The 18,784-nt window shown below is 69.3% G+C and carries 21 protein-coding genes and 1 tRNA gene; 11 read left to right on the forward strand and 11 right to left on the reverse strand.

What is annotated here, in order from left to right; all coding sequences use genetic code 11:
- Positions 1-35: 35 nt before the first annotated feature.
- Positions 36-233 (reverse strand): hypothetical protein, encoded by a 198-nt coding sequence (locus ACXKR8_RS00370; protein ID WP_458270913.1) that lies wholly within the window; start codon positions 231-233, stop codon positions 36-38.
- A 462-nt stretch (positions 234-695) separates the two neighbouring features.
- Here ACXKR8_RS00370 and ACXKR8_RS00375 point away from each other — a divergent pair, with 462 nt between their 5' ends.
- The 3 genes from ACXKR8_RS00375 (at position 696) to ACXKR8_RS00385 (ending at position 2,012) form a co-directional block, all read left to right on the forward strand.
- Positions 696-899 (forward strand): hypothetical protein, encoded by a 204-nt coding sequence (locus ACXKR8_RS00375; protein WP_458270914.1) that lies wholly within the window; start codon positions 696-698, stop codon positions 897-899.
- Positions 900-1,210: 311 nt separating this feature from the next.
- Complete coding sequence (locus ACXKR8_RS00380; RefSeq protein ID WP_458270915.1) at positions 1,211-1,588, forward strand: chaplin; 378 nt, start codon at positions 1,211-1,213, stop codon at positions 1,586-1,588.
- 353 nt (positions 1,589-1,941) lie between these two features.
- Positions 1,942-2,012 (forward strand) — tRNA-Cys (locus ACXKR8_RS00385).
- Between the two features lie 127 nt (positions 2,013-2,139).
- On the opposite strand, the gene ACXKR8_RS00390 is transcribed toward ACXKR8_RS00385, so the two are convergent.
- On the reverse strand, positions 2,140-2,544 hold the full coding sequence (locus ACXKR8_RS00390) for an ATP dependent DNA ligase (protein WP_458270916.1): 405 nt from the start codon (positions 2,542-2,544) through the stop codon (positions 2,140-2,142).
- Between ACXKR8_RS00390 and ACXKR8_RS00395 the strand changes: the two genes are divergently transcribed.
- On the forward strand, positions 2,470-4,155 hold the full coding sequence (locus tag ACXKR8_RS00395; protein ID WP_458270917.1) for an IS4 family transposase: 1,686 nt from the start codon (positions 2,470-2,472) through the stop codon (positions 4,153-4,155). The two genes, ACXKR8_RS00390 and ACXKR8_RS00395, sit on opposite strands and share 75 nt — an antisense overlap.
- A 23-nt stretch (positions 4,156-4,178) precedes the next feature.
- Here the strand turns inward: ACXKR8_RS00395 and ACXKR8_RS00400 are convergent, their stop codons facing one another.
- Both ACXKR8_RS00400 and ACXKR8_RS00405 read right to left on the reverse strand, forming a co-directional pair.
- The gene (locus ACXKR8_RS00400; RefSeq protein ID WP_458275268.1) at positions 4,179-4,727 is read right to left on the reverse strand and encodes an ATP-dependent DNA ligase; all 549 of its coding nucleotides are present in this window, start codon (positions 4,725-4,727) and stop codon (positions 4,179-4,181) included.
- Positions 4,714-4,923 (reverse strand): ATP-dependent DNA ligase, encoded by a 210-nt coding sequence (locus ACXKR8_RS00405; protein WP_458275269.1) that lies wholly within the window; start codon positions 4,921-4,923, stop codon positions 4,714-4,716. The genes ACXKR8_RS00400 and ACXKR8_RS00405 overlap by 14 nt, the downstream gene beginning before the upstream one ends.
- A gap of 353 nt (positions 4,924-5,276) precedes the next feature.
- Between ACXKR8_RS00405 and ACXKR8_RS00410 the strand changes: the two genes are divergently transcribed.
- Complete coding sequence (locus ACXKR8_RS00410; protein WP_458270918.1) at positions 5,277-5,498, forward strand: hypothetical protein; 222 nt, start codon at positions 5,277-5,279, stop codon at positions 5,496-5,498.
- A gap of 52 nt (positions 5,499-5,550) precedes the next feature.
- Here the strand turns inward: ACXKR8_RS00410 and ACXKR8_RS00415 are convergent, their stop codons facing one another.
- A complete protein-coding gene (locus ACXKR8_RS00415) occupies positions 5,551-6,399 on the reverse strand; it encodes an ABC transporter permease (protein ID WP_458270919.1) in 849 nt (282 codons plus the stop codon).
- Positions 6,396-7,316: an ABC transporter ATP-binding protein gene (locus tag ACXKR8_RS00420; RefSeq protein WP_458270920.1), complete on the reverse strand. Its 921-nt coding sequence runs from the start codon at positions 7,314-7,316 to the stop codon at positions 6,396-6,398. Before ACXKR8_RS00420 ends, ACXKR8_RS00415 begins: the two co-directional genes overlap by 4 nt.
- 208 nt (positions 7,317-7,524) lie before the next feature.
- Between ACXKR8_RS00420 and ACXKR8_RS00425 the strand changes: the two genes are divergently transcribed.
- Positions 7,525-8,685, forward strand: coding sequence for a sensor histidine kinase (locus ACXKR8_RS00425; RefSeq protein ID WP_462100202.1), 1,161 nt, complete (start codon positions 7,525-7,527; stop codon positions 8,683-8,685).
- The gene (locus ACXKR8_RS00430; protein WP_458270922.1) at positions 8,682-9,344 is read left to right on the forward strand and encodes a response regulator; all 663 of its coding nucleotides are present in this window, start codon (positions 8,682-8,684) and stop codon (positions 9,342-9,344) included. The genes ACXKR8_RS00425 and ACXKR8_RS00430 overlap by 4 nt, the downstream gene beginning before the upstream one ends.
- A gap of 127 nt (positions 9,345-9,471) precedes the next feature.
- On the opposite strand, the gene ACXKR8_RS00435 is transcribed toward ACXKR8_RS00430, so the two are convergent.
- Entirely contained in the window at positions 9,472-9,984 is a 513-nt protein-coding gene (locus ACXKR8_RS00435; RefSeq protein WP_458270923.1) for a hypothetical protein, read from the reverse strand.
- 7 nt (positions 9,985-9,991) lie between these two features.
- Between ACXKR8_RS00435 and ACXKR8_RS00440 the strand changes: the two genes are divergently transcribed.
- The 3 genes from ACXKR8_RS00440 to ACXKR8_RS00450 all read left to right on the forward strand — a co-directional run bounded on the left by ACXKR8_RS00440 (position 9,992) and on the right by ACXKR8_RS00450 (position 13,238).
- Positions 9,992-11,518 (forward strand): hypothetical protein, encoded by a 1,527-nt coding sequence (locus ACXKR8_RS00440; protein WP_458270924.1) that lies wholly within the window; start codon positions 9,992-9,994, stop codon positions 11,516-11,518.
- 768 nt (positions 11,519-12,286) lie between these two features.
- Positions 12,287-13,126, forward strand: coding sequence for a hypothetical protein (locus tag ACXKR8_RS00445; protein WP_458270925.1), 840 nt, complete (start codon positions 12,287-12,289; stop codon positions 13,124-13,126).
- On the forward strand, positions 13,119-13,238 hold the full coding sequence (locus tag ACXKR8_RS00450; protein ID WP_458270926.1) for a trypco2 family protein: 120 nt from the start codon (positions 13,119-13,121) through the stop codon (positions 13,236-13,238). The genes ACXKR8_RS00445 and ACXKR8_RS00450 overlap by 8 nt, the downstream gene beginning before the upstream one ends.
- A gap of 84 nt (positions 13,239-13,322) precedes the next feature.
- Here the strand turns inward: ACXKR8_RS00450 and ACXKR8_RS00455 are convergent, their stop codons facing one another.
- The 3 genes from ACXKR8_RS00455 to ACXKR8_RS00465 form a co-directional block, all read right to left on the reverse strand.
- Positions 13,323-14,162, reverse strand: coding sequence for a transposase family protein (locus tag ACXKR8_RS00455; protein ID WP_458270927.1), 840 nt, complete (start codon positions 14,160-14,162; stop codon positions 13,323-13,325).
- Between the two features lie 57 nt (positions 14,163-14,219).
- Positions 14,220-14,675, reverse strand: a complete 456-nt coding sequence (locus ACXKR8_RS00460; protein WP_458270928.1) for a hypothetical protein — start codon at positions 14,673-14,675, stop codon at positions 14,220-14,222.
- Positions 14,676-14,853: 178 nt separating this feature from the next.
- Positions 14,854-15,186, reverse strand: coding sequence for a histone-like nucleoid-structuring protein Lsr2 (locus ACXKR8_RS00465; protein ID WP_458270929.1), 333 nt, complete (start codon positions 15,184-15,186; stop codon positions 14,854-14,856).
- 728 nt (positions 15,187-15,914) lie between these two features.
- On the opposite strand from ACXKR8_RS00465, the gene ACXKR8_RS00470 reads away from it, so the two are divergent.
- The gene (locus tag ACXKR8_RS00470; protein WP_458270930.1) at positions 15,915-17,081 is read left to right on the forward strand and encodes an IS4 family transposase; all 1,167 of its coding nucleotides are present in this window, start codon (positions 15,915-15,917) and stop codon (positions 17,079-17,081) included.
- A gap of 462 nt (positions 17,082-17,543) precedes the next feature.
- On the opposite strand, the gene ACXKR8_RS00475 is transcribed toward ACXKR8_RS00470, so the two are convergent.
- Positions 17,544-18,713, reverse strand: a complete 1,170-nt coding sequence (locus ACXKR8_RS00475; RefSeq protein ID WP_458275270.1) for an ISL3 family transposase — start codon at positions 18,711-18,713, stop codon at positions 17,544-17,546.
- Positions 18,714-18,784 lie beyond the last annotated feature (71 nt).

Below are 18,784 nucleotides of genomic sequence, written 5' to 3' on the forward strand. Positions count from 1 at the left end.
CATCGCTTCCACGGGTCCGGGCACGCGAGCGATCGTCATGCGTTGATGCGCAGGTTCGGGGTCTCGCGGGCGAGGCTGCCGACGGCGAACAGCGCGTCGGCCCGGGTGTCGCCCACGCAGACCGGGGCGGTGACGGCGGTGACGGTGACGTCGGCGGCCGGGCTGCCGGCGGCGTCCAGGTATCTGACGGCCGCTGCGGTCTCGGTGATGGTGCGCACCAGGTCCTGGCCCATTGCGGGCGGCCCCTGGATCCGTGCCGGCAGCACGTCGGATGCGGCCTGGGTGAGTGCAGGCAGCGCCTGCCCCCGCGCACCACGTCGGCGGAGCAGGCCTGCACGAACCGGACGGCACCCGCCAAAGTGTCACGGTCCGTGAGCGCCAATGACCCCATCCCGCGTTCGGCCGCGCGCTGCACGGCTGCGGGCAGGGCTGCGCCATAGCGGGCGGAGTACCCGGAGGCGACCTGCTGTTCTCGTCTCCGATCCACTGTAACCTTTAATCGAACACATGCTCGAACAGATGGCAGACGGAGGCTAGCAGCGCCCCCGGCGAAAGCACAGAAGGCCGCCCGATCCGCCGCCGGTCCCCACCGGCCCACCGGCTCCCCCGGTCACGCCAAGTCACAAGCCCTGCCAGAGGGCTGACGCCCGGCACCCGCCGTGCGCGCCGCGGCGGCCGGGCGCACATTGGGTCCCATGGACCACCTCACCTCGCCGCGCGTCGTCGTGTTTCCGATGGAGTCCGGGCCGCAGGGCCCCGGGCGCCCCGTGCAGATCGGCAGCGAAGACGTCGGCATCGCCGAATCGTGGGAGGACCTGGACCGGCTGCTGCAGCAGCACGGGGTCTCCCCCGAAGCGCCGGTGGTGTGGCGCGGCGGTGGCGCCGATACCTGGGAGTAGCCCAGGCTGCGGCTACCGCAACGCCTTCGAGACCGAATCGTGCACAGGTAGCTGCTCCCCGCGCCTGGCCGACCCCGAGGTGGCTTCACCCAGCGAATCGGGTTGTGTGGGCGCGGCCCGCAGGCCCGTCTTCGGGCGCGGTGTCGGCAGCGCGCAGGACGGCCGGGTCCTGCGCTGGCCCAACGGGGTGAACTGGTCGCGTGGCGCCCGTCGCGGGCCCTACTGGGGGCGAATCATCGGCAGGACGACACCCGCGGCCGGCTCTGCTCGCACGCGGACCGCCCGGTGTTCCACCCTCTCGAAGGAGATCCATGATCAACCGCTCGATCCGCACCGCCGCTGTCCTCACCGGTGCCGCCGGCGCCCTGGTCCTGGCCGCGGCCGGAACCTCCAGCGCCGACAGCAACGCCTACGGCCTGGCCTACGGCTCCCCGGGCGTCCTGTCCGGCAACCTCATCCAGATCCCCGTCGACGTACCCGTCAACGTCTGCGGCAACTCCCTGAACCTCGTCGGCGCGCTCAACCCCGCCTTCGGCAACCACTGCAGCAACGGCGACAGCCAGGACGGCTACCAGGACGGCGGCTACCAGCAGCACAACACCGGCGGCTGGCACGCCACCGGCTGGCAGCACACCTGGCAGCACGGCGACACCATGAAGAGCGACAACCCCTGCGACACGCAGGACTGAGAAACCCTCAGCACAGCTGTCCCGGCGCCGGACCGCGCCGGGAGCACACCGCGGCGGGCAGGCACCTCAGACGCGCTGCCCGCCGCGGGCCGGCAGCCGTGACTGCGCCACGTGGCATGGACCGAGATCATCGCACCGCTGCCTGACGGCCGGGACTTCCCTCATCGAAGCGCAGCAGAAGTAGCTGCGGCCAGGACCACATCGGTACCCGTCGCGGACAGCTGCCCCAACAGGTGGCTCACCCCGCCTGCACAAGCCGGTCGCCGACGCTCGCTGAACGGGTGAATGTCGCCAACGCACGGCGAGTCCCGCCTACCGCATCACATGACGATCCTATGGTCAGGTTGTTGCCCGGTGGAGTGGCCGAGTGGTCAGGCAGCGGCCCGCAAGGCCGTACAGATGGGTTCGATTCCTATCTCCACCTCAATGACAGACGAGGCACCCGCCCAGGTCCCGACCGCCCCACGGAGCCTCCTTGCGGCAGGTTGACGGCACGGCGCTGGTATTCATTGGCTGGTGGTCCCGCAGTGGATCACAACGGGGATGACTGCCTACTCCCCCAGTGAGCCACGCAACCCCTTCCAGACGGGGTGCCTGAGCAGGTGGCTGTTCTCCGTGTACTCGAGATACTCCACCTCGCCCCGGACCAACGGCTTCACCCACCGCACAGGCTGCCTGCGATCGGGAGCCGGACCGGACGTCAGTGGCGAGACCGGTGCGGCCAAGCGCTCCAGCAGTGCGGCCAAGGCCCAAAGCCGCGAAGTTTGCTGATCTGCGGTGCTGTCCAGGCGGGTTCTGGGCAGGTGGGTGGCCTGAACGTACGACGGGACCCCTGGTAGAACTCGGTGATCTGCCAAGATCGGTCCGAGTTCGGGGTCCCGTTGCGCCTTCAGTCTGCCATCACCACGTTCACGCGTTCCATCACGGTCGCCGCAGGGGTCTTCGCCCCGGGCCATCTGGGCGAGTTGACCCGGTATCTTCCGTTCGAGTTGGTCGACGCGGTACTGGAGGAGACCGGGACGGTGCAGCGGCGGCTGCGCTGTCTGCCCTCGCGGGCCGGCGTGTACTTCCTGTTCGCGCTGGCCCTGTTCCCGCAGTTGGGCTATGCGGGGGTGTGGGGCAAACTGGTTGCCGGCCTGAGCGGCCTGCCGCTGCCGGCTCCCTCCGAGACAGCCCTGCGTCACTTGCGCCGACGCCTGGGCGCGGCACCGATGAAAGCCCTGTTCGAGGTGGTCGCAGGGCCTCTGGCCCAGCCGCACACCCCGGGCGTGCGCTACCGCCACTACCGAACCGTCGCGTTCGACGGCTGCAGTTCGATCAAGGTCCCCGACTCGGAGCGCAATCGAGGCTGGCTGGGGAAGGTCAAGTACCGCCTGGCGTGGGCCGGTTACCCCACGGTGATGCTCATGGCCCTGGTCGAGACCGGAACCCGGGGCCTGCTCGGCGCGACCTTCGGCCCCTCCGCCGGTCCGGACACCGGCGAAAGGGCCTACGCGACACGGCTGCTGCCGCTCCTGAACCGGGACATGCTGCTGCTGGCCGACCGCGGCTTCGACGGCAACGACTTCCTGACCGCTGCCGCCAAGACGGGGGCCCGACTCCTGGTCCGCGCCAGATCCACCCGCCGCCCACCGATGCTCACCCCCTTGCCGGACGGCTCCTTCCTGTCGCGGATCGCCGGACTGCGGGTGCGGATCATCGACGCCGACATCGTCCTGACCATCGCCGACGGCACCGTGCACACCAATCGCTACCGGCTGGTCACCACCCTGCTCGACCACCGCACCGACCCCGCAGGGCAGTTGATCCGCCTCTACCACGAGAGGTGGGAGGTCGAGTCGGCGTTCTACTCCCTGCGCCACACGATGCTCACCGGCCACATCCTGCGCTCAGGCGACCAGTTCGGCATCGAACAGGAACTGTGGGCCCAGCTCACCGTCTACCAGGTCCTGCGCACCGCGATGGTCGCCGCCGCAGAGTCCCGTCCGGGCACCGACCCCGACCGGACGGGCTTCACCACCGCATTGGAGAGCGCTCGCGAGGAGCTGACGCTCGCCCGCGGCATCGTCGAGACCGGTGAGGTAGACCTGGTCGGCGCCATCGGTCGCGCTGTCCTGGCCAACCTCCTCGACGAGCGCCGCCCCCGATTCAACGCCCGCAAGGTCAAGTCCCCGGTATCCCGCTACCACGCCCGCCCCAAAGCCGATGATCGGCCGCTGACCAGCATCGACATCACCCAGATCAGTGTCCTCGTCCACGCGGGGACCTCCACCCCGCCTCCCGCCTGCGCGGCCGATGCCGACCCGATCGCGAACGATGCGGCCAAGGAAGTGGAACCGCCCCGCATCCTGCCCGCGCATTCACAGGGCACGCCACCGCAGGGCAGCCGTAAGGAACGCGTCCTCGCCCTCCTCCTCACCGATCCGCAACGGGCCTGGCGAGGCCGGGAAGTCGCACATGCGCTGGGCGTCACCAACCTCAACAGCTTTTGCGTTCAATTGTCCCAATGGGCGCACCGTGGACTACTCAACAAGACCGGCCCCGCCACCTACACGCTCGCCGCCTGATACCCCCTTGCAACTGCCTCCGATCAGCAAACTTCGCGGCTTTGGGCCAAGGCCCGGCGCTCAGCGTCGGAGAAGCCGGTGCCGACGGCGCCGACGTACCGCAGCCCGCCGCCGTCCGGCACACCCAGCAATAGGGCCTTGACGGTGCTGCCGGTCGGCACCCATCCACAGACCACCACATCAAGGGAGCGGACGTGCTTCAGTTTCCGCCAGTCCGCGGACCTGCCGCTGGTGTAGGTGGAGGACAGGCGCTTGGCGATACAGCCCTCCAGTCCCTGGGCGCGGGTCCACTCCAGGGCCTGGTCCGCGGCTGTGCCCGGCCAGGCCGGCGGGACCACGACCCGGGCCCCGCCCAGCGGCAGGGACTCCAGCAGCTCCCTGCGCCCCCGGTAGGTCAGCCCCGTGGTGGAGCGGGTGTCCAACCAGAGGCAGTCGAACAGCATCAGCGTCACCGGCACCCTGGCCACGCCGGTGCGGATCACGGCGGGGCGGGTCAGCATCATCCGCTGCTGCAGCCGCGAGAACGGGGGCCGCCCGGCCGCGTCGGTCGCGATGACCTCACCGTCCAGGATCGCCGCCCGCCCGCCCGCCCAGCAGCTCCTTCAGCTCGTCCAGCTCCGGGTACCGGGCGGTGACGTCGTTCCCGTTGCGGGTCAGCAGCCGCAGCCCGGACCCGTCCAGGTAGGACACGATCCGGCTGCCGTCGTACTTGATCTCATACGCCCACTGCTCCGGCCGGTCCGGCGGATTCCCGGCGCTGGCCAGCATCGGCTGCACCAGGGGAGGCGAATCGCGGTGTCACGGGCCATAGGACCATCGTCGGCGGCGCCGGGCGGTCGGGCATGTCGGGCGGTGCCTGCGCGTGCCGGGCGACCAAGCGGACCTAGCCGCTGCACCGTGAGCCCCGATACGTCCGCGCAGGCCCCGCCCCTCCACGCTACGAGCAGCCCGCCACCGGCGCATCTTCACCAGCCGCTTCCCGTGGCGCAGCAGCGGGCGCCCTCCATGGGGGCGTGCACGACCCGTCGCGCGCCGCTGATCTACCGGGAACTGGGCCAAGTCCCTCCCGCCGCCGACCGGTGAGGTCCACGATGGTCCTCCCCTTGTACTGGGAGGCTGCCGTGGTCACCGTTGTCACCTTCGTGGTCCTGGGCGTGCTCTGCGCCGCGGCCGGGGAGCTGGTGCTGATGCATTCCTCCCGCAGCCTGGTGGAGAGGTACCGCCAGCAGAGCGATGAGTACCGCAGGCGGGCGACGGAGGCTGACGCGTTCGTCACCGACATGCAGCAGAGCTACACCGCGCACCGCGCCTCCTATGGGCGAGGAGCCCGCGCTTCGCGCTGAGTACGGACGGCCCTCGGGGGCGAGCGAACAGCGCGTGCCCCTGAGGTGGCGTTCACACATCGCGTCGGCGTACGACGACCAGCGCGAGGAGGATGGCAACCAGTGGCCAGAGCGCGAGCACGATCCAGGATCCGGGGACCGTGGCCGTGTATCCCAGGCTGTCGTGCCCCGGCTGCCAGTATTCGAGCAGGCGCTTCCAGGCGGTGACGACCATCGTGTGGTTGACGTCGGCCGACCAGCGCTGGGAGTCCGAGAACATCGGTTGCAGCATGACCAGGGTGAAGGCGGTGATGATCATGGTGGCCGCGCCGTGTCGGACCAGGACACCCAGGCCCACGCCGATCAGTGCGCAGACCGGGGCCAGCAGCGCCGACACCACCACGGCCCGCAGCACCCCGGGGTGGCTGGACGAGACTGCGGCGTGACGCCCGTTCAGGATCACCTGGGAGACCGTGAACGAGCTGATCGAGATGACCGTGCCCACCACCGTCCAGACCGCGGCAACGACGGCCGCCTTGGCCAGCACCACCGAACCGCGGGCGGGCACGGCGATCGTGGTGGTGCGGATCAGCCCGCTGCTGTACTCGCTGACGACAGCGAGCGCGCCGATACTGCCGGCGACGAGCATCAGGGTCAGGTAGCCGGCGGGCGGGTACGCGTCGAACACCAGGAATCCCTGGTCGGCTCCCGGACTGGCGTTCCCCAGATTGTTGTACTCCGCCAGCGCCGCCGCCGCGGAGGAGCCGATGACGAAAAGGGTGATGAGGGCCAGCGTCCACGGCGTGGAGCGCAGCGACCGCAGTTTGATCCACTCGGCGGCGAGCAGGTCGCCGAAGCGGCCCGGCGGTTCGGCGGGGGGCCCGTGCGAGGTGAGGGGGGGAATGGTGTGGAGCGTGGTCATCGGGGCCGTCCTGCGAGGTATTCGATGCTGTCGGCGGTCAGTTCCATGAAGGCCTCCTCCAAGGAGTTGCTGCGGGTGGTCAGTTCGTGCAGCATGATTCGGTGTTCGAAGGCGAGCGCCCCGATCCGGTCGGCCGACAGGCCGGTCACCGCGAGCCGCTCGGCTTCTGCCGATCCCTCTGGCTGGACCGAGCCGCCGGCCGCGAGCAGGACCGCGGTCAGCTCGGCGGCCTGCGGGGTGACCGCCACGACGCTGAGCCGGGTGCTGCGAGCCGCGAAGCCGCGCACCGACTCGGCGGCGATCAGACGGCCCTGGCCGATGACCACGAGCTGGTCGGCGGTCTGCTCCATTTCCGACATCAGGTGGCTGGAGAGGAAGACAGTGCGGCCCTCGGCGGCGAGGCTGCGGAACAGGTGGCGCACCCAGAGCACGCCTTCGGGGTCCATGCCGTTGATCGGCTCGTCGAACATCAACACCGGCGGATCGCCTAGGAGCGCCGTCGCGATCCCGAGCCGTTGTTTCATGCCGAGCGAGAAGCCGCCGATCCGGCGCCGTGCCGCCTGGGCGAGCCCGACCTCGTGGAGCACCTTGTTTACCCTGGTCAGCGGGATGCCGTTGCTGCGTGCCAGCGCCGACAGATGGGCGGCGGCGGTCCGTCCACCGTGCACGTGCCCGGCGTCGAGCAGTGCGCCGACGTGGCGCAGCCCGCGCTGGTGACTGCGGAACTGGATCCCGCTGACGGTGGCGGTACCGCTGGTGGGTGTGTCCAGGCCGAGGATCATCCGCAGTGTGGTGGTCTTGCCCGCGCCGTTGGGTCCAAGGAACCCTGTGACCTGCCCGGGCCGGACGGTGAAGGAGAGGTGGTCGACGGCGGTCTTGCCGCCGTAGGTCTTGGTGAGTTCGTTGACTTCGATCACGAGGGCAATTCTGCCGGGGAGGACCTGCTAGGGATATTGAGCCGTGGGCGGCAATCGAGCGGTCGGGTTAGCCCGCGGGCGTACGTCCCGGGGCTGATGCCGCGCGGGCAGTGGCTGGCTAGGGTGTCAGCATGGATGCCACATGGACCAGCTCGTTGCCTGCGCGCGTTGTGCATCGCCTCCTCCTACTCGGAATTGCACACCGCTGATGACGAGAACGACGGGCACAGCCTGGGTGGGGGGTGTCCTCTACCTGTTCATGGTGGGTCTGCTGGTGGGGGGTGCTTGGGGCACGGTCAGCGCTGTCGGGTCGCTGCTGGCTTTGAGCCTGCTCGTCGGTGTGCTGCGACGGGTGCCGCTGCTGGCTCTGGCCTTGGCGCTCTTCGGGTCCACTGCCGTGGTGGTGGGCACCCCGAGCTCCGTCCATACGCGGCTGTCGGTGTCGTACCAGACTCCGTTTCTGTCGTATCTGGCGGTGGACCTCGTCCTGGGCTTCATAGTCGCCACCTGCACACGGCGGGCCTCGATCATCGCGGTGGCCGGATCTTTCGCCGTGCAACTTCCGGTTGTCGGCGCCTTCGCGCACGGGGACAGCTTGACCGTCAACGTCGTGATCGCCCTCTTGGCGATGGCGGCATCCTGCACGGTCGGTCTGCTGAGCCGTGAGCGCCGCGAGCACGCGGTGGCGCTGCGTTCGCGGGAGGTGGCTGAGGCGGTAACGGCCGAACGCCTGCTGATCGCCCGTGAGCTGCACGACATGGTCGCGCACAGCATCGGCATCATCGCCATCCAGGCTGGGATGGGCAGCCGCGTCATAGAGACGCAACCGGTCGAGGCCCGCGAGGCGCTGCGGGCTATCGAGGCCACCAGCCGGGAGACCCTGTCAGGCCTTCGGCGCACGCTGGTGGCACTTCGTCAGGCTGATCCGCACGCCGGCTCGGCGCTGGCACCGCTCACCCCCGCGCCGGGCCTCGCGGACATCGAGCGGCTGGCGACGGCGACTGCGGACGCCGGCGTCAGGGTCGAGGTGCGCTGGGTCGGCCAGCGGCGTCAGCTACCGGCCGACATCGACCTGTCGGCCTACCGTATCGTCCAGGAGGCGGTGACCAACGTGGTCCGCCACGCGGGCACCGGGCACTGCCGGGTGACCATCGACTACGGGGTGGAGGAGCTGTCCGTGGAGGTCCTCGACGACGGGCCCGGGATACCGGGCGCGGCGGGACCCGGTTTCGGCATCACCGGCATGCGGGAGCGCGTCAGCCTGCTGCACGGCCGGTTCAGCGCCGGGCCGCACCCCAAGGGCGGCTTCCGGGTAGCGGCCCGGCTGCCGCTGCCCGAGCCCGCCCGGGCCCGGGCGGACGTCCGATGAGCATCCGCGTCGTCCTCGTTGACGACCAGCCGCTCGTCCGGTCCGGCCTGCGCGTGATCATGGCCGACCATCCCGACCTTGACGTCGTCGGCGAGGCCGCATCAGGGGCTGAGGCCGTCCGACTGGCCCGGGAGGTGAGCCCCGACGTGGTGGTGATGGACATCCGGATGCCCGGCATGGACGGCATCGAGGCCACCCGCCTGATCACCGCCTCCCCCGGCACCACCCGTGTCCTGGTCCTGACCACCTTCGACGAGGACGACCACGTCTACGGCGCACTGCGCGCCGGCGCGAGCGGATTCGTCGTCAAGGACATGGCGGTGGACGACATCCTCACAGCGATCCGCGTGGTCGCCGCCGGAGACGCCCTGATCGCCCCAGGCGTCACCCGCCGACTGATCGCCACCTTCCTCGACCGCCCCGAACCCCCCACAGAGCGCTCCCCCCAAACGATCGAGGGCATCACCGAGCGCGAACGGCAGGTCCTCACCCTGATCGGCCGGGGCCGCTCAAACACCGAGATCGCCGACGAACTCGTCATCTCGGTAGCCACCGCCAAATCCCACGTGGCCCGGCTGCTCTCCAAGCTCAACGCCCGCGACCGAGTCCAACTCGTGATCACCGCCTACGAGAGGGGCCTGACCACACCACTGCGGTGACCCGGTGACGGGGGGATGTCCCTGAAAGACCCCTGATCAGGTCCTGAGCCGCGATCCGGCACGAGAACAACAGCCCGCACCGCTGAGCGGCCGTCTCGCGTGGCTGCCCGGGAAGGCTCTTGGATGCTCAGGTGGCGTGGCGCCGGATCCAGGCGGCTGCACTGATCGCGATGATGACGGCCAGGATGAGGTAGCTGCTGGTTTCGAGGATCTGCAGTTGCCAGAAGCGGGAAGCCGGCTGGTAGGTGGCCCACTGGGTGTAGTGGTGTGTGCCGAGCCATGCGGTGAAGTCGTCGCCGGTAGTCACGCCGTGGCCGTGGGCCTGCTGGAAGAGGGTGATGAATTCCTGGCTCTTGTTGCCGAAGGTGCGGCCGTCGGGTGCTCGGACCCAGGTGTCGACGACCCAGCCTTGGGAGGTGAGCTGTGGCGAGTCAACGGGCAGGGTTTGGAGGCTGGCCAGGTGCTGGCGGATCTGGGTCATGAAGGCCCAGGACAGGGCGAGCCATACCGCTGCGGTGGCGGCCATGGCTGGGACGGTCCGGCGTAGCAGTGCGCCGGCCAGGGCGCCGAGGGCGAACGCCAGGAGCGTGCGGGCGGTGAAGACGGTGCCGGTCACTTCGTAGGCCTGGCCGATGCTCATGCGTCCGATGAGGCTCACCTGCTCCCGCCCCACCTGCCCCGAGCAGCGCTTCCCCCAGGGCGCGGGCGCCGGGCGCCAGGCCGCGGTAAGCCACGTCAAGGAGCACCTGTCCCGGATCCGCGCAAGCGGCGGCCCCAACGGCGAGGCGTGGTGCGCGTGCCGCGCCGCCGGCTGCTCCTGGCACACCCCGGACCCCACCGCCCGCGCGGGAAGGCCTGCAGCGGCAACATCGGCCGGCAAGTGCGGGGGCGCGGTCGTGCTGACCGTGCACGCGGACCGGGCGGGCCGGCTGTGGCGGATCGCGGAAACGTGCGCGCGCTGCGCGGCCGCCACCGCCGACTGCCAAGTCCTGGACACCGCACCGCCCCCGCCGCGCCCCAACCCCGCCAGCACCGAGCCGGCGCCGGTGCCGGTGGAGATGTCAGAGCACGCGGGTGGATCGGCCCGGGCAGCGGCCTTCTCCGACCACGCCACCAGCGCCAGCCAGGCCACCGCCGCACCGGCCCCCGTCCCGCAGCCGCGCACTGCGTCCCGCAGGGTGGGGCACCGGCAGTGGGGGAAGATCGGGCAGTGGACCGTTCCGGCCGACCTGCAGCCCACGGTCCTGCGCGACGAGCTGATCGACCTCGGGGACGCGTTCCGCGCCTACCAGGCCGGCCGTCCCGACCTCGCGGTCCTCGCAGACCTCCATGAGCGCAAGGCCCGCGCGTTCGACTCCTGGGCCGACATGGCCGGTGACGACAGCCTGCGCCGGGAAGCACGTCGCGCGGAATCGGCAGCCCACGCCACGCACCACCAGCGCACCGGCCAACCCGCCCCTGTGACCGGTACCGCCGACGCGGCCGGTGCCGTCCTTAAGGACGGGCCGGTGGTGGAGCACCTGCTGACCGCGGGCCAGGGCGCCCACGCCCGCGAGGTCCTGGACTACGCCGCCGCCCACGCCCCCGACCCGAGGGCCGAGGTGCGCCTGGCGGTCCTCATGCTCGCGCTGCGCGCGGCCCGCGCCGGCACCGGGAACATCACCGGCCAGGACCTGACCGGCTGGCTCGGCGACGACGCCGAACAGGTCCTGGAGCACCTGGTCGACGCCGGTTGGCTACGGCTGGCCGGTACCGCGGCTGAGGCAATGGCCTCGAGCTCGGAGGATCCGACCGCGTTCACCGTCCCCTCCCTGCTGCCCGACCAGCCCCGGCTGCTCGACTTCGGCAAGACCACACGCTCCAGGATCTCCGGCTGGGCCCAGAAGGTGATCGGCGACCGGAAGCTGCGCAAGAAGAAGGCCACCGCGCCCACCAGACTCCTCGCCCTCTACACCGCCGCCCACACCCGCCCGAGCGGACACCTCGGACACCCCAGGGACGCAGGAATCGACCTCGCCCGGGCCGCCGCGTTCTGCTCCCTGACCCTCGACCAGGTCCCCGAACACCTCGACGTGCTGGTCGCCGCCGACTGGCTCACCGACACCGCCGTCAGCGAGGGCCGACTGTCCGGACAGTTGGCCGAACGCGTCCAACCGCTGGGCGGCCTGCTGTAACCGCACCGGCGCGCCAACCGGTCACACCACCGGCGAACACCCGCCGGCCTGGGCCTGGAGGCCCAGGCCGGCTGTCCGGGGTCCCGGCAGACGACGTCCTGGACCTCACCCCCACCACCCCCGGCACACCCGACTGAGACTCGACCGCGGCGTACCGCACCGCACCGGTGGATATGGCAAGAGTGCCGGTGTCAGCTGGTACACGCGGGACCAGTCTGGCAAGGCCGCAGCATCGGACACTCCTGGTTCTTTAATGGTCACTCTGCGGCGTTCGGGTGCTGCGTTGTCCAGGCGCGATCACGGTGGGCGTCTGACGACATGAGAGGAGCGCGTGCGTGGTCGCGATCAACGACCGACGGCTGAACAACGCGACCGGGAACGAGGTCTGTTCCGGCTCTACGCCCATGGGTCAGCGCTCTGTCTCTGGCTCCTGGCCTGCGGCCTGTCTGCGCGGCTGCCTTGCCAGGCGGCGCGCGGAACACCCTGGATCCCGGCCCTGTTCTCGCATGGGATGCCCCATACCGAAGCGCCCCGCACCCTGATCCGCGGTGACCCCCGTGCGGGCCGTCTGCCGGGGAATCGGCAATCCCAGCCGCTTGTGGGGCTCAGTCGTTCGTCAGAGGCGGCCTTGTGCCGCAAGGAAGGCAGGGGACAGTGTTGAGGAGTCCACGTCACGGTAAGCAAGGGTTCATCGGGGTAGTCGTGGTGAGTTGGCTCAGCTCTGCAGCCGAGGCGCGTCTGGAACAGGTCTCGCGGGACACGTCCAGCATGCGGGACGAAATGGTCGGAGCAGTCCAGGGAGGGCTCGAAAAACTTCGGGAGACCGACACCGTCCTGCGGCAGGAACTCCGTGCCGGGCTGGGTGAGTTACGCGAGGAACTGCGCGCGCTGCACGCCGAGCTGCGCGCTCTGCATAGCGATTTGAACGATGCCAGTCGGGACGTCGCCGATTCCCATCGTCAGATGGAGGCCCTGCGGCTGGCGCTCAAGAGCAGCGGGTCGCGGGTGCCCCAGGGTGGTGTGTCCGGGTCCGAAGAAGCAGCGGCCGTGCCAGCCCAGCGCGCTGCTCCAACCTCAGGGGGGCCCTTACTCCCTTCTTCCGGCACCGCGAGCCCGGAGCCCGAGGTCCTGCCATCTGCGGCCTCGCACCAGGCACGGCTGGAGAAGGTGGCCGGTATCAGTGCTGCCGACCTGGTCTGCCATCGCGACACCTGGGCATTCCTGGTCGAACAGGCGGCGCATGACGTCCATTTCCGGGTTCCTGGCGAAGTCAGTGCCGGGGAGGACGGTGGGGTGCGTGTCACCTTGTCCGGCCGCAGCCTCATCGCGGTCCTTACCGCCCTGCACGCCGCTTCCCATCCCGCTCCCGGCGGTGACCTGGGGGACTGGGCCTTGTCGAAGCGTTTCTACCAGCGCATCGCTGACGCCGTCGACACGGTCAGCCCGAACTTCAGCAGGCCCGTGCTGCCCACGTCCCAGCCTCACGGGACGGCACCCGCACGCACGCTGATCGTCATCGATGACCGCCCCGCATCACCGTCCACGCACGAAGGGCCGTCCACGCCGGGAATCGGCAGTGATGACATCGAGGGGGAATCCCATGAGTGACGAGGCCACCGAGCTCTCCGAGGCGATCAAGGCAGTTCGGGCCGGCCTGCTGGCCGCCCAGCGGGAAGGCGCCGATTCTTCGGTCCGGTTCATTGAGCTGTCGCCAACTTGAAGTTGCTGGTCAGAGTGCTGGCGTGATGTCTCCTTGGGGTGCTCGGGCTGGTGGTGGGCGGTTGTCTGTCGTGTAGATCGTTTGTCAGCGGTTCACTTCGAGGTTGGTCAGGACGAGCAGGGCGCGTAGGAGGCCGGTGGCCTTGGCGAGGTCGGTTCGGAGTTTGGTGAGCACGCGCCAGTTCTTCAGGTGGGCGAAGCCGTGTTCGACGGGGGCGCGTCCGGCCGCCAGGACCCGGTTGGCGGTCTTCTGGCCTGGGGTGAGCTTGCGGTAGCGGGTGGCTTTGTAGCCGGTGACGATCACTTGGTCGTCGGGGTCTTTCGGTTTGTCGACGCCGATGAAGCCCAGGTCGCCCAGTGCGCCGAGCCCGGCGGCCTTCAGGTGCTCGACGATCTTGTCGTGGCGGGTGGCGGTGGCGTCGTGGGTGCGGCCGGGCCGGGCGGCGGAGATCCAGACCAGCCGTCCCTTCTCGTCGGTCAGGGCGAGGAAGTGCAGGCCGTGGCGGTGGTGCTTGCCCGAGTAGTTGGCCTTGTTGTCCTTGCCGGTGCGGCGCCTGGTGGGCACGAGGGTGCCGTCGATCAGGACGAGTTCCCCGCCGCGCTTCACGATCTTCTTCAGGGTGCGGTCCAGGCGCGGGGCCTGCCCGGCCAGCAGGAGGACCATCTCGTCGCGCCAGCGGCGCACGGTGGATTCGGCGATGCCGTTGCCGCCGGCCATGTCGGCCAGGCGCTGGTCGTGGCGCAGGACGGCGAGCACGATCAGTGCGATCCGGCGCGGCGGGAGCGAGCGCCAACGCGAGCCTATGGCTTTGAGGTGGCGTATCAGCAGGTCAGCGAGGTGCTCGATGGTGCTCTTGGACAGCGGCAGGCGACACTGGTAGACAAGGGAGTCGGTGCCCTCGGAACGCTCTTTGTTTTTCTTCACACAAATCCAACGAGCCCCGGGGGCACCTCAGTTACGGCCTCGCGGTGATGATGCTGGTCACAGGCCCGTGCTGTACCGGCCGTCGGGCAGCTTGCGCAGCCAGCCGCGTTCGGCGAGCTTGGTCAGCTTCCCCCGCAGCGGCTCCAGCTTCCCGCGTACCGCGGTGTCCAGGCCGAGTGTCTCTGCGACCTGCCGCATCATCACCGGACCTGCGGCTTTGCGCATGGCGGCCATGATCCGCTGGTACTCCGGCGGCAGCGCCGACTCGGCAACCCCCGCCGTGCGGTATGGAACCTGCAGCACCGCAGCCCCGGCGACCTGCACCGATACCGGCGCGGCAACGGCGCGCTCGGTAGCGAACTGCTCACGCATCCGGGCCCAGACCCGCTCGGCCGCGGCGAGGTCGCCCCGCTCGGCCCGCAACTCCTCCAACTGCTTGACCAGTTGTTCCTCCAATACGTCCAGCTCCGCGCGGCGCGCGGCTATCCGCTCTGCAATCTCGGTGTCCGACATGCCCGGAGCGTAGAAGCGGTGCTGGTCGCAGCGGACAGGAAGCGGTGAACCGGCCCTGCCGGACGATCTACGTGCCAGACTCCCGCTCACCACCAGCACGAGTTCCCGCACGGACCATCACGCAACCATCCTGACCAGCAACTTCAAGATGGCTGATCTTCAGTGATCCGCTTGCCGTTCAGTGTGATGCCTGGTACTTCTCCACAATTTCTGAGGGCACCCGGCCCCGCGCGCTGACCTCAAGCCCCTGCGCCAAAGCCCAGGCCCGCACAAGAGAGGGATCAGGGCGGTCTCCGGTGACAGGGGCAGTGCGCTTGAGCACCGTACCCCGCTTGGCGCTCTGCTTGCGGCCCGCCTCCACGAAAGGCTGGAGGGCATTGCGGAACTTGCCGGCGTTCTTCTCGCTCAAATCGATTTCGTAGCTCTGCCCATTCAGAGCAAAGACGATAGTCTCGACAGCTTCGGAGCCGTCAATATCGTCCTCAAGCGTAACGGATACCTTCTGTGCCATGACCATGCCTCTCACGAGTCCACTACCTACCAAAAGCACAATGGCAGATCAAGTGACTCTTGGCAAAGAAAAACACAGAGAAGGCCTGTCGATTCTCGATGAGCACTCGCCGACCTCCCCGTTCTCTCTTTTGCCCGGGTTCAGCTGTCTGCCGACAAGACGCCGGAGAACTCGGGCCCTACGTCTTCGGCGCACGGCATACACACAGCGGATGCGACTGAACACCAGACGGATGCCGAGCAGGGAGGCGCCGCGCACCTTCACACAGCGTGGTCCCAAGGGCAGGACAACCCTCCAGTTGGCAGGTCAGTTCGTCCGTGCCGGCGGCAGACACCAGACCTCCAGCCCCCGCTGCAAGTGCAGGTGCAGGAGAACTTCACGACATAAGACGCACAGCACTGCATTGGCCGGCAAAGCCCAAATCAACTGGTGAATCGGGACAGAACGGCAGTCGCGACGCTGAGGAGCGTTGATCCAATAACGGCCAGCGAAATCCTCAGTGCAAGAGAGGAGCCACTACCGAGAATGGCGGGCGTCGCCACGAGGAACGCGCCGATACCGCTCACCGCGACACGCACTGCGAGACGAAGCCGGGAATGCTTCACGATGATGGGGAGCTGAGCCAAAACGGCAGGCGGCCCCGCCGGATCCAATGGCCCTTCCTTTGGGATCTGATGCCTGATCAGCGGGCCGCTGTGGCCTGAGGTCTACCGATACGATCTCGCTCTGTGAGTGAGGACGCGGGTGGGGAGCAGGAGCCTGACAAGGGCTCGATCGGGTTGCTGGCGCAGGTGTTCCCGCGCGAGGTCGTCGACTCGGCGATCAGCCGCGCGGGCGTCAAAGAGCTGCGGGACCGGGCGCTGCCTGCCCGGCTGATGGTCTACTTTGTGATCGGGATGTGGCTGTGGTCCTCGAAGGGCTATGTCCGGGTGCTGCGGAAGGTGACCGCGGGTCTGCGCTGGGGGGCTGACGACGCCGATCGTCATCCGCTGCCCTATGACGGATCGATCGCCAAGGCGCGGGTGCGGTTGGGCGAGCCGGTACTCGCCGACTTGTTCGCCGGGTGCGCCGGGCCGGTCGGGCGTGCGAGCGAGCCGGGGGTGTTCTTCGCCGGGCTGCGGGTGGCGTCGCTGGACGGCACCGTGTTCGATGCCAAGCCCACGGCCGAGAATCTCGCCGCGTTCGCCGTGCCCGCGGGCGGGGTCCTGCCGCAGGTGCGGCTGCTCGCGTTCGCCGAGTGCGGCACGATGGCACTGCTGGGCGCCGCGTTCGACAGCATCGCTGTCGGCGAGCGGGAACTGGTGATCCGGCTGCTGGGCCGGTTCGCCCCCGGGATGCTCGTGCTGGCCGACCGGGGCTTTCCCTCGTTCGAGCTGTGGCGCGACGCCGCGGCGACCGGCGCGGATCTGGCGTGGCGGGTGTCGGCGTCGTTCAAGCTGCCGCCGATCGAGCGCCTGGACGACGGCACGTATCTGTCGGAAATGCGCGGGCGCAAGAAGAAAGACCGCGTCACGGTGCGGGTCGTGGAGTTCTCCGTGAAGGACGCCGACACCGGGATCAGCGAGGTCTTCGCCCTGATCACCACACTGCTCGACCCGGCCGGGTACCCCGCTGTGGACCTCGCCCGGCTGTATGCCGCGAGATGGCAGGTGGAGCTCCTCTTCAAGATCTTGAAGGTGGAGGTCCGCGAATCGGGCGCGGTGCTGCGCTCGAAGACCGCGCCGATGGTCCGCCAGGAGCTGTGGGGCCTGCTCTGCTGCTACCAGGCCGTCCGCCTGGTCACAGCGCACGTCGCGGCCCGCGCGGACGTCGAGGTCCGCCGGGTGAAGTCCCCTGAGCTGTTCGACGCCGTGTGCGACTCCGTCGCCACGGCGATTTCCCCCCTGCACGCTTGACCGCGCCCAGCGGCATCTGGTCGCCGACCTTCCCAGGATGCTGATCCGCGGCCGGCCACCGCGTTCGACTCCACGCGTGCTGCAACGCCCCGGGCGCGGCTGGCCGACCCGCAAACCCGACACGCCGCGCACCCGCGTCGTCGACCGAGAACTCATCGTGCACCGCCTCCCCGCTCCGGCGAAGACCACTGCGCCGCCGCGTCCCGTCCAGGAACGTCCGACAGACCCCGGCCGGCGGCCACCCCGCCGGACCGACTCGCCAGGACCACACCGACCTGCGGCATCGACCAAACCGAACCGCGACGCCACCACCACCTCCCGACCCTGAACCACCGTCAGATCAGTAAGGAAGGGCCATTGCCGCCGGATCAGACCCTCCAAGACGGATCGTCGCGTGCGTCAGCGAGTCATACGAGGCCGCATTCGGCTGTAGCCAGAACTCCACCGAGTCATAGCGGGTCATCAAAGTTGATGGGTCGTCAGCTTTCCGCGTGCCCTTCGGGTGGTTGCGCAGTGTGATCGCAGGCGTTGGCTCCGGCGGTTTCGGAAGCCGTAGGCCTTGCGGGCTTCGAGCTTGATCACGCGGTTGTTGCCTTCGGATGCGGCGTTCGTTATGCCGGTTTTGATGTAGTTCTCGATGCCGTGCCACCACTGGTCGACGGTTTCGGCGAGGGTGACCAGTTCGACCAGGTAGGGGCGGTCGGCACAGAAGGCCTGGAAGCGGTAGCGGGCGGCGGAGACCGCGGAGCGGTCGGGAAGGACGTGGGCGTGCTTGGCGGTGAGCCGCAGCAGGTCGCGCAGGAGCTCCTTGGCACGCCAGCCGTCGAGGATCTGCTTGCCGTAGGTACCCATATCGGTCAACTCGTCGGCAAGCGTGGCCAGTTCTGTGGTGGTGAGGTCTTCCTTGTTGCGGCGCAGGAGCTTGCGGACGCTCCAGACGGGGTCGCCCTTGCGGGCGCGGCGGCCGTGGTGCCTCCAGGTGAGGCGGCGGCGCAGGTCGGCCAGGTGGCGCTGGGCGAGCTGGACGACGTGGAAGCAGTCCACGACGATTCGGGCGTGGGGCAGGGCGGTGCGCACGGCGGCGCGGAAGGTGGCGCACAGGTCGATGGCCACGTACCTGACCCGCTGTTTCCAGGTCTCGGGCTGGAGGGTGAGCCAGGCGGCGACGGAGGCGGCGTTGCGGCCCTCGACCTGCCCGAGCAGGCCCTGGCCGCCGACCGCGTCGACGAAGCCGATATGCCAGGCGTCGGCGACCAGTTCCCATGTGCCCGTTTCGGGGTTCTCCCGCCAGACCGGCTTGCCCCTGCGGGTCTCGTCGATGCCGACGGCCTCGGTCACGGGCGGCTGATCAGGCAGGACGAGCTCGGCGTACTGTTCGAAGGCAGCTTGGGCAGTGGGCCAGGAGATGCCCAGGTCACGGCCGGCCTGTACGACCGTGCGGCCGTCGTCGGCCACCACGCGTCCGGCCTCGCGCCGCAGCGCGCGGGTCAGCCGGGCCCCCGCTGGCACCTCGCGGACCTGCTCGGTGAACGAGCCGCGCGGGCACAGCGGTTCCGCGCAGAACCAACGGGACTTGTGCCAGTGCAGATCCACACGTCGTCCACCGTAACGGCGCGGTGTACGAATAACGATCGTGGTATTGCCCGGACATGAAGCAGGCCGTGCGGTGGAGTGGTGTTGTGACGCATCACCCGGGCCGCACG

Source organism: Streptacidiphilus sp. PAMC 29251 (assembly GCF_054208735.2).

Coding starts and splice junctions, on each gene's coding strand:
- ACXKR8_RS00370 (WP_458270913.1), bottom strand. CDS start 233: ATGGGCCAGGACCTGGTGCGCACCATCACCGAGACCGCAGCGGCCGTC.
- ACXKR8_RS00375 (WP_458270914.1), top strand. CDS start 696: ATGGACCACCTCACCTCGCCGCGCGTCGTCGTGTTTCCGATGGAGTCC.
- ACXKR8_RS00380 (WP_458270915.1), top strand. CDS start 1,211: ATGATCAACCGCTCGATCCGCACCGCCGCTGTCCTCACCGGTGCCGCC.
- ACXKR8_RS00390 (WP_458270916.1), bottom strand. CDS start 2,544: ATGGCCCGGGGCGAAGACCCCTGCGGCGACCGTGATGGAACGCGTGAA.
- ACXKR8_RS00405 (WP_458275269.1), bottom strand. CDS start 4,923: ATGCTGGCCAGCGCCGGGAATCCGCCGGACCGGCCGGAGCAGTGGGCG.
- ACXKR8_RS00415 (WP_458270919.1), bottom strand. CDS start 6,399: ATGACCACGCTCCACACCATTCCCCCCCTCACCTCGCACGGGCCCCCC.
- ACXKR8_RS00425 (WP_462100202.1), top strand. CDS start 7,525: ATGACGAGAACGACGGGCACAGCCTGGGTGGGGGGTGTCCTCTACCTG.
- ACXKR8_RS00430 (WP_458270922.1), top strand. CDS start 8,682: ATGAGCATCCGCGTCGTCCTCGTTGACGACCAGCCGCTCGTCCGGTCC.
- ACXKR8_RS00435 (WP_458270923.1), bottom strand. CDS start 9,984: ATGAGCATCGGCCAGGCCTACGAAGTGACCGGCACCGTCTTCACCGCC.
- ACXKR8_RS00440 (WP_458270924.1), top strand. CDS start 9,992: ATGAGGCTCACCTGCTCCCGCCCCACCTGCCCCGAGCAGCGCTTCCCC.
- ACXKR8_RS00445 (WP_458270925.1), top strand. CDS start 12,287: ATGCGGGACGAAATGGTCGGAGCAGTCCAGGGAGGGCTCGAAAAACTT.
- ACXKR8_RS00450 (WP_458270926.1), top strand. CDS start 13,119: ATGAGTGACGAGGCCACCGAGCTCTCCGAGGCGATCAAGGCAGTTCGG.
- ACXKR8_RS00460 (WP_458270928.1), bottom strand. CDS start 14,675: ATGTCGGACACCGAGATTGCAGAGCGGATAGCCGCGCGCCGCGCGGAG.
- ACXKR8_RS00465 (WP_458270929.1), bottom strand. CDS start 15,186: ATGGCACAGAAGGTATCCGTTACGCTTGAGGACGATATTGACGGCTCC.